This is a genomic window from uncultured Dialister sp. (assembly GCF_900538805.1).
GTDB lineage: Bacteria > Bacillota > Negativicutes > Veillonellales > Dialisteraceae > Dialister.
In genome coordinates, this window is the sequence record NZ_UPZP01000069.1 from 1 (window position 1) to 12,784 (window position 12,784).

The 12,784-nt window shown below is 52.9% G+C and carries 10 protein-coding genes and 5 tRNA genes; all 15 read left to right on the plus strand.

Features of this window, described 5'->3' with window-relative positions; translation table 11 throughout:
- Nucleotides 1–314 precede the first annotated feature (314 nt).
- Nucleotides 315–1,511: a pyridoxal phosphate-dependent aminotransferase gene (locus QZQ29_RS06755; RefSeq protein WP_296961534.1), complete on the plus strand. Its 1,197-nt coding sequence runs from the start codon at nucleotides 315–317 to the stop codon at nucleotides 1,509–1,511.
- Between the two features lie 916 nt (nucleotides 1,512–2,427).
- Nucleotides 2,428–3,228, plus strand: coding sequence for an aminotransferase class I/II-fold pyridoxal phosphate-dependent enzyme (locus QZQ29_RS06760; protein ID WP_296961538.1), 801 nt, complete (start codon nucleotides 2,428–2,430; stop codon nucleotides 3,226–3,228).
- A 1-nt stretch (nucleotide 3,229) separates the two neighbouring features.
- Nucleotides 3,230–3,457: a hypothetical protein gene (locus QZQ29_RS06765; RefSeq protein WP_296961541.1), complete on the plus strand. Its 228-nt coding sequence runs from the start codon at nucleotides 3,230–3,232 to the stop codon at nucleotides 3,455–3,457.
- Nucleotides 3,458–4,317: 860 nt separating this feature from the next.
- Entirely contained in the window at nucleotides 4,318–5,127 is an 810-nt protein-coding gene (locus QZQ29_RS06770) for an HAD family hydrolase (RefSeq protein WP_296961544.1), read from the plus strand.
- A 3-nt stretch (nucleotides 5,128–5,130) separates the two neighbouring features.
- A complete protein-coding gene (rapZ, locus tag QZQ29_RS06775) occupies nucleotides 5,131–6,036 on the plus strand; it encodes an RNase adapter RapZ (protein ID WP_296961547.1) in 906 nt (301 codons plus the stop codon).
- Between the two features lie 6 nt (nucleotides 6,037–6,042).
- Nucleotides 6,043–7,395 (plus strand): uridine diphosphate-N-acetylglucosamine-binding protein YvcK, encoded by a 1,353-nt coding sequence (yvcK, locus tag QZQ29_RS06780; RefSeq protein ID WP_296961550.1) that lies wholly within the window; start codon nucleotides 6,043–6,045, stop codon nucleotides 7,393–7,395.
- The gene (gene whiA / locus QZQ29_RS06785) at nucleotides 7,395–8,327 is read left to right on the plus strand and encodes a DNA-binding protein WhiA (protein WP_296961552.1); all 933 of its coding nucleotides are present in this window, start codon (nucleotides 7,395–7,397) and stop codon (nucleotides 8,325–8,327) included. The genes yvcK and whiA overlap by 1 nt, the downstream gene beginning before the upstream one ends.
- 552 nt (nucleotides 8,328–8,879) lie before the next feature.
- Nucleotides 8,880–9,935, plus strand: coding sequence for a hypothetical protein (locus QZQ29_RS06790; RefSeq protein WP_296961555.1), 1,056 nt, complete (start codon nucleotides 8,880–8,882; stop codon nucleotides 9,933–9,935).
- Between the two features lie 924 nt (nucleotides 9,936–10,859).
- A complete protein-coding gene (locus QZQ29_RS06795; RefSeq protein WP_296961558.1) occupies nucleotides 10,860–11,102 on the plus strand; it encodes a DUF951 domain-containing protein in 243 nt (80 codons plus the stop codon).
- An 802-nt stretch (nucleotides 11,103–11,904) separates the two neighbouring features.
- Nucleotides 11,905–11,980: transfer RNA gene (locus QZQ29_RS06800), tRNA-Thr, on the plus strand.
- A 3-nt stretch (nucleotides 11,981–11,983) separates the two neighbouring features.
- A tRNA-Tyr gene (locus tag QZQ29_RS06805) sits at nucleotides 11,984–12,068 on the plus strand.
- Nucleotides 12,069–12,073: 5 nt separating this feature from the next.
- Nucleotides 12,074–12,149, plus strand: a tRNA-Met gene (locus QZQ29_RS06810).
- 27 nt (nucleotides 12,150–12,176) lie between these two features.
- Nucleotides 12,177–12,252, plus strand: a tRNA-Thr gene (locus QZQ29_RS06815).
- Between the two features lies 1 nt (nucleotide 12,253).
- Nucleotides 12,254–12,330: transfer RNA gene (locus QZQ29_RS06820), tRNA-Met, on the plus strand.
- 197 nt (nucleotides 12,331–12,527) lie between these two features.
- Nucleotides 12,528–12,784, plus strand: a 257-nt coding sequence (locus tag QZQ29_RS06825) for a GTP-binding protein (protein WP_296961561.1), incomplete at its 3' end; no start/stop codon positions are given.

Below are 12,784 nucleotides of genomic sequence, written 5' to 3' on the forward strand. Positions count from 1 at the left end.
CCAGGGAAACACTGGTTAGTTCGTAGAGTTTGCTTTTATAAGAATTTTTATGCGCTGCTGTATCATGAGCCTCCTTAAATAGTTTGCAGCAGATGATGCAGGAGTGAAACGACGTACAAAACGTAATGAGTTGTTTTTCCTTTAGAAACCTTAAACTTCGATTCATAAGTCTCGTCACCCTTTCCTTTTGGATCCTCTGAATCTTTTTATTTCATAAAAAAATCCCATGGCAGAATGCATAAAAAAGTATATAATAAGAAAAGTATGGAACCATGATTTAATGGAATGATATTTTTCAGAAACAGGAAGGGATAATGATGAAGATTTCACAGAGAGCACTGAGCTTGACCACTTCTCCTATTCGCAGACTGGGCCCCTATGCCACGGAGGCGCAGAAGGCAGGAAAGAAAATTTATCATCTGAACATCGGACAGCCGGATATTGAGACGCCGCCCCAGTTCATGGAGGCCATCAGGCATTTTGACAAGAAGACCGTGGCCTATGGACCTTCCCAGGGGGATATGAACCTGATCCACCAGATTCAGAAATATTACAGGGAATGGGGCATGGAGTACAGCGAGAAGAATATTTACATCACTGCCGGCGGCAGTGAAGCGCTGGAGCTGGCAGCTCTCGCCCTCTGCGACCCCGGTGATGAAATCCTGGTATTTGAACCTTTCTATGCCAACTACAATTCCTTTGCCAAGATTGCCGGTGCCCATGTAAGGGCAGTGCCCACCAGCGCAGAAACCGGCTACCGTCTGCCGGACCAGGAAACGGTGGAAAAGTACATTACCAATAAGACCCGCCTCATCCTCCTCACCAACCCCGGCAACCCCACCGGCGTGGTGTATAACAAGAAGGAAATGGACATGATTGCTTCTGTGGTGAAGAAGCATGGCCTGGCCCTCATTGCGGATGAAGTGTACCGTGAATTTGTTTACGACGGCGCCTACACCAGCTTTGGCACCTATGACGATCTGGCGGACAACCTGATCATCGTGGATTCCGTGTCCAAGAGATACAGCGCCTGCGGCGCCCGTATCGGCTGCCTGCTCTGCAAGAATGAAGATTTCACCACCCAGATTAATAAATTCTGCCAGGCCCGCCTCTGCGTGCCTACGGTGGAACAGGTGGGAGCGGCGGCCCTCTACGATACGCCGAAATCCTATCTGGATGCGGTGAACCAGGAATATAAGAAACGGCGCGACACTATCGCCGCTGGCCTTGCTGCCATTCCCGGCGTCATTTCCTCGGACCCCAAGGGTGCTTTCTATGTCATGGTGAAACTGCCGGTGGACGATGCGGAAAAATTTGCCATCTGGCTGTTGAAGGACTTTGACGTAAACGGTGAAACCGTAATGATTGCACCGGGCAATGGTTTCTATGCAGAACCGGGCAAAGGCGTGGACGAAGCCCGCCTGGCCTATGTGCTGAACTGCGATGACCTGAAAAAAGCCATCCACCTCCTGGGCGAAGGACTGAAGGCCTATCCGGGAAGAAAAATCTGATTGATGATGAAATGAGAAATCCGTGAAGAAATGATTGTATGCATTCCTTCACGGATTTTTTGCGTATAGTTTTCTATCCGGCATGAGACAAAGGTGATTCATAGCGACAGGAAACTGTGTGCGTGTAGTTTCCTATTCGACGTGGGACAAAGGTGATTCATAGCGACAGGAAACTGTTTGCGAATGGTTTCCTATTCGACGTGGGACAAAGGGGATTCATCGCGGCAGGAAACTAGTCGAAAAAGTTTCCTATCCGGCATGGGACGATGGCAAATCATCGTGACAGGAAACTGTTTGCGAATGGTTTCCTACTCGACGTGGGACAATGGGGATTCATAGCGGCAGGAAACTGTTTGCGAATGGTTTTCCATTCGGCATGGGGCAGTGGTATATCATAGCGACAGGAAACTGTTCGGCAGGAGATTTCTCGACTCCGCTTCGCTGCGCTCGAAATGACAGGGGAGGGGGAAAACTATTGTGTATCATGGCGGCAGGGGACTAGTCGAAAAAGTTTCCTATCCGGCATGGGGCGATGGCAAATCATCGTGGCAGGAAACTGTTTGCGAATAGTTTCCCATCCGGCAAGGGGCGATTGCATATCATAGCGACAGGAAACTATTCGCGAATGGGTTCCTATTCGGCGTGGGGCAATGGTATATCATAGCGACAGGAAACTATTAGCGAATGGTTTCCTATTCGACGTGGGACAAAGGGGATTCATCACGGCAGGAAACTGTTTGCGAATGGTTTCCTACTCGACGTGGGAAATGGGGATTCATCGCGACAGGAAACTGTTTGCGAATGGTTTCTTATCCGGCATGAGACGGTGGTGTATCACCTCCACAGGAAACTATTTGCATGACTTCTTCCTGGTGATATACAATATGTCAAAACAGCAAAGGGAAGGGAGAACGAAATGGAAAAATTATATTTTGCTTCGGATTATATGGAGACCGCGGCGCCGGAAATTATGGAGGCCCTGGCAGGGCTTGCAGGGAAGAAATTCACCGGCTACGGGTCTGATGTGATTTCAGAGTCCGCCAGGAGAAAAATCCTGGCTGCAGCGGGCGCACCGGAGGGAGAAGTGTATTTCCTGGTGGGCGGCACCCAGACCAATGCCACGGTCATTGATACCATGCTCCGTCCCTACGAAGGGGTCATTGCCGCTTCCACGGGCCATGTGTCTGTCCATGAAGCAGGAGCCATCGAATACGGCGGCCACAAGGTGCTCACCCTTCCGGAAAAAGACGGGAAAATCGGGGCGGCTGATATTGATGGGCTGGCAGGGACCTACTGGAACGATGAAAACCATGAGCACATGGTCATGTCTGCCATGGTGTATATATCCCAGCCCACGGAGTACGGCACCCTTTACAGTTTGAAGGAGCTGGAGGAAATTAGTGCTGTCTGCAGGAAATGGAAACTGGCCCTCTATGTAGATGGCGCCCGCCTGGCCTACGCACTTTCCGCCAAAGGAAATGATGTGACCCTGAAGGACCTTTCCCGGCTTACCGACGTTTTTTATATCGGCGGCACCAAGTGCGGCGCCCTCCTGGGCGAAGCGGTGGTGTTCCCGAAGAAGGGGACGGTGCCCCATTTCTTCACCATGGTGAAACAGCACGGCGCACTCCTGGCCAAGGGCTGGGCTGCAGGACTGCAGTTCGATACCCTCTTCACCGGCGGTCTTTACGAAAAAACTGGGAAAGAAGGGCGATGAAATGGCAGACCGCATCCGCGAGGCTCTGGACGAAAAGGGCTATGTGCAGGACGTAAGAAACAGCACCAACCAGATTTTCATTACCCTCACCCACGAAAAGGCCCGGGCCCTTTCCAAAAAAGTGGAGATGGGATTTTGGGAGAACAAGGGAGATAAAGTGGTCATGCGCATAGCCACCTCCTGGGCCACCACGAAAGAAGAAACGGAAAAATTGATTGCGCTGCTGTGAGTGAGCTAGGGAACTAGTGAGCTGGGAAACTGGTGTGCTGGTACATCCCACGCCTTCGGGCGTTTCGCCCTATGGTATAATAAATAAAGACGCGAGTGCAGGTCTATTGGGATGAATTCGTAGGACAGAGGGACATTGGAATTAGTTTATAGTTTCTTTGCTTTTCGTGATTCAATGGCAGGCGTCTTTCCGCTGTCTACTTGCTGCTTCTTCTGTATGGGTGTGTTTTCTTTTACTGTGACGAACCGTTACTCTGCCCTTTATTGTGCCCCCGTCAGGGGTGGCAAAGGAACTGGATTTATAGGGAAGCGCAGCGACCCGAAAATCCAGTGACATGCTTCCCTAGAGGCGGCTTCCTCCCGCCAACCGGGATTCCTTAGTGGGCTAGTGGACTAGTGAGCTAGTGGACTAGTGGGAGACACTAACTGCGTGTACCAAGATTCTTCGCTTCGCTCAGAATGACGAGCGAGGCTGGAAGGAAATCCCGTAACGCAGGCTCCTTCCTCAGGAAGGAGCTGGGCGATAGCCCTGAGGAACACCGAAGATTTTATCAACGAACTGACGCTCCTATCCTCCGGCGCCTGCGGCGACCTCCCGCTGGCCGGGCATTAAGGTGTTCGCTTTATGTGCAGGCTATGCTCACATAATAGCCCGGCTCAGAAGTCCCCTGCAGGACTTCTGCCTGAGGAAGGGAGCTAAAAACTGCGGCGGAGCCGCCACCACAACCCTCAGCGGCAAAGCCGCTGTCAAACCTCTGAACCCTAAGAACCTTCGGTCCGGCAGGGCCGTCAACCCTCACGCTGAAGGCGTGTCCAGGCCGGTCAAACTTCAGAACCTTTTATTTTATAAAGGAGCATACCATGTCTTCTATACAAATGATTGCCATTGATTTGGACGATACCCTTTTACGGGATGATATTTCCGTTTCGGACTACACGAAGAAGGTGCTGGGAGAGGCTCTTTCCCGGGGCGTGAAGATCGTGATTGCCACGGGGCGCATGTTCCAGGCGGCCCGTCCCTGGGGAAAGGCCATCGGTCTTGGTGATGTGCCTGTCATCTGCTATACGGGGTCCATGACGGGGCTCTGTGAAAGCGGGAAAATCATAAGGGATGTGCGGATTGAGAAGGACAGGGCCCTTGCTATCCTGTCGGATATCAAGGAGCAGGGCTGGTATGCCCATACCTATATTGACGACGAGCTTTATGTGCCTTTCCGGGACTGGCGCACCGATGAGTATGAGAAGCAGTGCGGCGTCAAGGCCCATGTGGCAGGGGACGATTTCTGGACGCCTGAAAAGGCGCCGACGAAAATCCTTGTGTGCGAATATGACAAAGAAAAGATGAAGGAAATTGAAAATTTCCTGAAGACGAAATACGGCGGACTGGTGAACCAGGTGAAGTCGAAGCCCTATTTCTTTGAAATGAATAACAGGGAGTGCTCCAAGGGAAGGGCAGTGGCTGAACTGGCCCGCTCTTACGGCATTCCTGTGGACCGGGTCATGACTTTCGGCAATGGGAATAATGATGTGTCCATGCTGGCCATGACGCCCTGGTCCTTTGCCGTTGCCAACGCTTCGGACAGCGCGAAAAAAGCGGCTGCCCATGAGACGGCTTCCAATAACGAAGACGGCGTGGCAAAGGCTGTTGAAAAATATGTACTGGAGGGATGAACCATGCAGGATGATTTCCGCTTTGTTGTGATTACCGGCATGAGCGGAGCCGGAAAAACGAATTTCATGCAGAAGCTGGAGGACATGGGCTATTACTGCGTGGATAACCTGCCGCCGGTGCTTATTGTGCGGTTTGCGGACCTCTGCTGGAAGAGTACGTCCAATACCCGCCATGTGGCGGTGGTGACGGATATCCGGGGCGGCTCCTTCTTTGACGCCCTGCCCCAGGCGCTGGATGAATTGAAAAAAAGGGGCATTCCCCATGAGGTGGTGTTCCTGGAGGCCTCCGACGAGGCCCTGGTGCGACGGTACATGGAGACCAGGCGGCAGCATCCTCTGGCCAAGAATATGCGCATCCAGGAGGGCATTGCCCAGGAGAGGAAAATCCTGGCAGGCATTAGGGCCCAGGCCGATGTGATTGTGGATACCACCGCCATGAAGACCGGCGATTTAAAGGAATACCTGTCCAGCCGCTTCGGCGTGGACGGAAGCGGCGCGGAAATGCAGATTACCGTATTTTCCTTCGGCTTCAAGTATGGCATCCCCATTGATGCGGACACGGTGATTGATGTCCGTTTCCTGCCGAATCCCTTCTATGTGCCGGAGTACAAGTACTCCACCGGAAGGGTGAAGGAAGTGGCCGATTACATCGAAAAGGCGCCGGTGACCCGGGAATTTCTGGGGAAATTGTACGATTTCATGGATTTCATGGTGGACCAGTTCAAAAAAGCGGGGAAAACCCAGTTCACCATTGCCATCGGCTGCACCGGCGGCATGCACCGGTCCGTCTTTGTGACGGAAAGGCTTGGCAGTCACTTGAAGGAAAGGTTCGGCCATGTGAATGTGGAACACCGGGACCTGCACAGAAATCGTATAGAGCATGATGTGACGGATTCTTCGGAAGGATGAGGTTTGATGAAACATTTCATGCAGTGGCTCCGGCCAGGTCTTGCCATTAAGCGCTGGATGGTTCTCTTTTCGCTGGGAATCCTCCTTTTGGTCTTTGGCGCCACACTGATTCTGAACTACCAGATTTTCGGAATCATGGAAGAAAGGATGCTGCGCTTTGCTTTCCAGATGACAGGAAGCTACAGCTATACGTTCCTGGCTGTCTGCGGCACCCTCTTTGTCATCCTGGGCCTGTGGATTATGACCACCGCCGTGAGGAAGCTCATGAAGCGGTTCGTAGAGCTTCTGGCACCGGACCAGAAAGAAGTGTCCAAGAAGCTTCTGTCCCGCATGGAACTCTCCCGGGGACCGAAGGTGGTGGCCATCGGCGGCGGTCATGGCCTGTCCATGCTGCTCCGCGGCATGAAGAATAAAACGTCCAACATCACCGCCATTGTCACCGTAGCCGACGACGGCGGTTCCTCCGGCAGGCTTCGCGAGGAAATGGGAATCATTGCGCCCGGAGACCTTCGGAACTGTCTGGTGGCCCTGGCCGATAAGGAAACGGTGCTGGAGCAGATTTTCCAGTACCGCTTCGGCGGCGAAGGAGAACTGGCGGGACACAGCCTGGGAAATCTTTTCCTGGCGGCCCTGATCAAGCAGTTCGGCAGCGTGCAGAATGCCCTGGAAGCGGCCAGCAAGGTCCTGAACATCCGCGGCCAGGTCATGCCTGCCACCTCCCAAAAAGTGCGGCTCCGGGCCAAAATGTCCGACGGCGAAATCGTGGAAGGGGAATCTGAAATTTCCGCCTATCCCGAAAAAATCGGCCGCGACGTGCGCATCGTCCGCATGACCACCGTCCCTAAGGCACCCATGGCCGTAGGGGATGCCCTGGAAGCTATCAAGGAAGCGGACCTTATTACCCTGGGGCCCGGCAGCCTTTACACGTCGGTGCTGCCCAATCTTCTGGTGCCGGAAATCCTTTCGGCCATCAGGGAAAGCGGCGCTCCTGTCCTTTACATCTGCAACGTCATGACCCAGCCCGGAGAAACCACGGGTTATACGGTGGGGGACCACCTGAAAGCCCTGGTGGATCATATCGGCGGCGGAGTGGTGGATTTCGTCCTTGCCAACAACGGCACCCCTTCCCAGGAAGTACTTCGGAAATATGAAAAAGCCCACGCCTTCCCTGTGTCCATCGACCGGAAGAAAGTGGAATCCCTGGGGGCTGCCCTGATTGAAGCGGACCTGCTGGGACCGGCCCGGGGAGCCGTGCAGGACACGGAAGTACTTTCCAATGAAATCGTCCGTATCCATAACCTGCTCTCCGCCAAGATTGCGCCGGAAGCTTTGGAAGAATATTTAAAGAGGAGTCATTAATGTCATTTACAGAACAGGTGAAGAACGAACTGGCCCGCATCCGGCGGGACGACAAAGCCTGCCGGACGGCGGAGCTTCTGGCCCTGCTTAGGATGAGCGGTTCATTCATTACCGGGTCCCGGGGCCGCTGGGGCCTTGAATTTTCCACCGGAAACAGCGCTGTGGCCCGCCGGGTGCTGGTGTACCTGAAAAAGGACTTCGGCTTCATGCCCAGCGCCATGGTGCGCCAGGGACGGCGCCTCCGCAAAAAGAATGTATACACCCTGGTGGTGGAGCCTTCTGAAATGGGCCTGTCCTTCCTGGATACCATGGGCCTTTCCCCTATGGCCACCGTGGACGACAGCCCTTTCCTGGAAAATGATGAAGAAAAGCGGGCCTACCTGGCCGGCGCCTTCCTGGGCGGCGGCTCCGTGAGCCGCCCCCAGAGTGATTACCATCTGGAAATGGTGACCCAGTCCCTCCGGTTTGCAGAGCAGATTGTGAAGACCATGGCCTCCTTCAAAATGAACGCCCGCATGACCGACAGGAAAAATGATTACATCGTCTACATCAAAGACGGCGACGAAGTGTCCGAATTCCTCCAGATTGTGGGCGCCAGCCAGAGCTATCTGGACTTTGAAAGCGTCAGGGTGGTGAAGGACATGAGGAACCGGGTGAACCGGCAGGTGAACTGCGAAACGGCGAACCTCCAGAAAACAGTGGACGCCGCCGTCCACCAGACCCACATGGTACAGCGGCTCCTCAAAAGAAATACCCTGTCCTCCCTGTCACCAAAAATCCGGGAAGCCTGCGAAGTGCGCCTCTCCCATCCCAACGCCAGCCTCTCCGAACTGGCAGCCATCTGCGGCATCACCAAATCCGGCCTGGCTCATCGCTTCAAAAAAATAGAATCCATGGTACAGGCCATGGAAGAAAACGAAAGAATGGGCTGAGGAAAGGTGGGTCGCCATTATGGACACGCCCTGACGGGCGTGAGGGTTCATAGGGGGTGCGCCAGTTTGTATAAAACCTTCACAACCGCCCTGGCGGGCGAGGGAAAACAAGCCCGGTTGTTTGGTTTTCACTGCCGCAGGCAGTGCTGCCGCCGAAAACGGTCAGCCGACAAAAGGAAGGCCCTTTTATGGGCAGGCTAAGGGCCAACTTTGGCTGACTTGGAGGTCCTATGCAGGACCTCCACAGCATACATACTCATCGCCTTAGGCGATACCACAACCCTTTGAACCTTTTGAACCCTCACGCCGAAGGCGTGTCCGCAAAGGGTGCCTGCCACAACCCTCGGCCCAAAGGGCCGTCGCCCCCTGAGTGAAGCGAACACAACCCGCCGCCGACAGGCGGCCATAACCTTCGGGGCCGACGGCCTCGTCAACCTTTCCCTTTGAACCCTTAGAACCCTCACGCCGAAGTCGTGGCCATGAACCCGACCGCCAAAGACCGGCTAATCTTAAAAACCTTTTTAATCAATATACAGAAAAGAAGCATAACCAATGTCCCTATTCAAAAAATCTATCCAATCCCTGACGGCAGCCATGATGATGGCAGGCGGTTTCACTGCCTTCGCTGCTTCGCCTTTAGATGAAACCTATACCACCCTGCCCCTCACCCAGACGAAGGCGGAGGGCACCCTTGTCTTTTCCGACTGCCCGGAATATGCCAATCAGCCGGGCATTCTTTATGAAGGCACCGTGAAGCCCGGGGAGGGCAGGCTTTATTATTATCATGTGAACGAAACCGGCGGCCCCGCCCGGGTGCTGGTGTATGCGAAATCAGATAAAAAGCAGGACATCACCGTCACCCGCCGGGTGAAAGGGGATGCCAGCAGCAGCTATATACCCACCGGCGCCACCCTGTCCTTCCGGGAGGCAGTGGGGGAGGAGCAGAAACCGGAGACCCTGGAGCTCCTTCCGGGAAAGAAAACTATTCTCTACGACGATGACGAAGGCGGCATTGCGGAGGAAGACCTGGTGAGCGGTATGGTGGAAATCGAAACGAAGCAACCCGTCTCCCTGGGTGCCGCCATCCTTACCGACGGGGATACAAAGGATCTGCAGAAAGCCCTGGATACGGCGCTTCCCCTTCCGCCGGACACCCATGAAATGCGGGGCACCTTTGCCAAAGATATTTACCTGGAAAACGAAAACTGGGATTTTACCAAAGGAGCGGCTGAAATTTCCGTGGGCAATTCCTTCCCCTTCCAGAAGGGAAAAGACGAAATGAGCCATGTGGAAAGAGAAAATACCGGAGATTACGGAATCACCTACCATGTGACCTTCCACAACAGTGGCAGTGGGAAGTATAATCTATATATCAACGCCCAGGGCGGCGTCTACATGGGTACCTTCCAGATAGGCACCCATCCCCGCCTCCTCCGGGTGTACCGCACCGATGACAAGCTGGGAAAGCACTGGTTTGGAAACGGTACGGAAAGTGACTACATTTCCTGCGGCACCTGGGACATGGGAAAGGACCTCTACATCCGCTTCATCCCCGCCGGCGCCGCCTACCTGCCCATCCGCTTCCTCATGGTGCCGGAAAAACAGTAAGGAAATCAGCCATGCCCTTGCCTGAAGGGACTTTTGTATCGCTTGGGGAGCGGGAGATACGTAACGCAGGCTCCTTCCCCAGGTGGCAATCTTGCATAGGATTGCCAAGTCGGGCAAAGTTGGCCCTGCGCAGAGCAGCAATGGAGCAACATTGTCATTCTTAACCTCGTACACCCTTTGCCGCTTCGCGGCGTTCCCCTCAAGGGGAAACGAGAAATTTAGAATCGCTTTCCTTTTAATTGCCCGACCGGAATGGAGCTGGGCGGAGCCCTGAGGAACACCGAAATTTTAGAAAAGGAATGACGCCCCTATCCTCCGGCGCCTGCGGCGACCTCCCCCTTCCTATGGAAGGGGGCTCGGGCTCTCTGTCATGCAGCATTGGAGACACCAGGGGTATTCCCGTAACGTCTCGTTTCCCCTTGAGGGGAAGTGCCGTGGAGCGGCAAAAGGGTGTACGACGCTGCAAGACGGATTGACACGCTATGGCTATGTGACCGCCAAACGGCGGCTTCTTCCCGCCAACCGGAATTTACTGCTCTTTGTCTCAAAAGCGGCGCGCACCGAGATTCTTCGCTTCACTCAGAATGACGATCGGGCGGCGGGAAAGAACCCTGAGGAACCTGAATACGCGGCGCGTAACTTTATGAGTCACATTAGGTCCCTTAGGGATCTCAGCTTTTCTGCGAAAAGTCTGCTATCCTCCGGCGCCTAACGGCGACCTCCTCCTTCCTGAGGAAGGAGGCTAAAAACTGCGGCGGAGCCGCCACCACAACCCTCGGGCCGCAGGCCCGTCAAACCTAAGAACCCTAAGAACCTTCGGCCCTGCAGGGCCGTCAACCCTCAGCGCCGAAGGTGCTGTTAATCTAAAGAACCCTGTTCACAGTGAGTGTTTCCTTTTCGATTACTATAAAAAGGAGAAAAGAAATGAAATTTATCCAGTTTCGTATCGGTGATATTGTACAGATGAAGAAGAAGCATCCCTGCGGCAGCCAGGAATGGGAAGTACTGCAGCTGGGAAGCGATATGCGGATTAAGTGCTGCGGCTGCGGACACATCGTCCTCATTCCCCGTCCCAAATTCCTGAAAGGGGCCAAGAAGGTATTAAACCGCGACGTTACGGAGGATACTCCGCTGGCCCAGAGAAGCGAAGAGTCCACAGAGGGATAAGAATGTCCGGCGGGACGCGAATGTGATTTATGACTGCGGGAAACTGTTTGCGAAAAGTTTCCTGTTCGGCATGTGACGATTGCGTATAACCGCGGCAGGAAACTGTTTGCGTATAGTTTCCTGTCCGACATGGGACGAGTGTGAATCATTGCGACAGGAAACTGTTTGCGAAAGTTTCCTGTTCGACATGGGACGATTGTATAGCACACCGACAGGAAACTGTTTGCGAATAGTTTCTTGTCCGTCATGGAACGATTGGGTATCATAGCGGCAGGAAACTGTTTGCGAATGGTTTCCTGTCCGACATGGAACGATTGCGTATCATAGCGGCAGGAAACTGTTTGCGTATAGTTTCCTATCCGGCGTGAGACGATTGTGAATCATAGCGGCAGGAAACTGTTTGCGAAAAGTTTCTCATTCGTCATGTGACGATTGCGTATCATAGCGGCAGGAAACTGTTTGCGTATAGTTTCCTATTCGACATGGGCCGATTGTATAGCATACCGGCAGGAAACTGTTTGCGAAAAGTTTCCTGTTCGACATGGGCCGATTGTATAGTAAACCGACAGGAAACTATTAGCGAAAGATTTCCCGTCCGACATGAGGTAATGGTATAGCATCGTGGCAGAAAACTTTTCAGGGCTTTTTCAAAAAAATTGTAAAAAAGGGGTAGACAGAGGGGCGTCATAATGCTATAATCTATAAACGTGATGAGGACAAACCTCTGCGTGAGCAAAAGAGAACGAAAAAAGTTCTTGACAAGATGAATGAAATTGTGTATAATATATTTCGTCACTTGCGTGCTGGCGTAGCTCAGTTGGTAGAGCAGCTGATTTGTAATCAGCAGGTCGTAGGTTCAAGTCCTATTGCCAGCTCCATATGGGCGGATTCCCGAGTGGTTAAAGGGAGCAGACTGTAAATCTGCCGGCTTTGCCTTCATAGGTTCGAATCCTATTCCGCCCACCAAATATCGCGGGGTGGAGCAGTTGGTAGCTCGTCGGGCTCATAACCCGAAGGTCGCAGGTTCAAGTCCTGCCCCCGCCACCATGTTAATGATTTCCTATATATAGATGTGCTGATATAGCTCAGTTGGTAGAGCGTATCCTTGGTAAGGATAAGGTCACCAGTTCAATCCTGGTTATCAGCTCCATGGCGGCTTAGCTCAGTTGGCTAGAGCAAGCGGTTCATACCCGCTGTGTCCGGAGTTCAAATCTCTGAGCCGCCACCAAACACCGTAGAAAAGAGTTCTCTTTGGAGAGCTCTTTTTACTGTTATCTGTTCGGCAGATGGCAGAAAAATTTCTATTTTCCCGAAAATGCATATGGAATTGCGCCGGATTTCTTGTTTCCCGTTGACTTTCAAGGTATAATAAATAAAGCGCAAATCTATTTTTGCAAATTCTTTTTTGTATAAGGAGAGAAAGAAATGGCAAAAGCTCATTACGAAAGAACAAAACCGCATGTTAACATCGGCACCATCGGCCACGTCGATCACGGCAAAACAACCCTGACCGCCGCAATCACCAAAGTACTGGCTGAAGAAGGCAAAGCTAACTTCCTGGACTATGCTTCCATCGATAAAGCACCGGAAGAAAGAGCACGTGGTATCACAATCAACACCTCCACCGTTGAATATGAAACCGAAAAACGTCACTATGCACACGTTGACTGCCCAGGGCACGC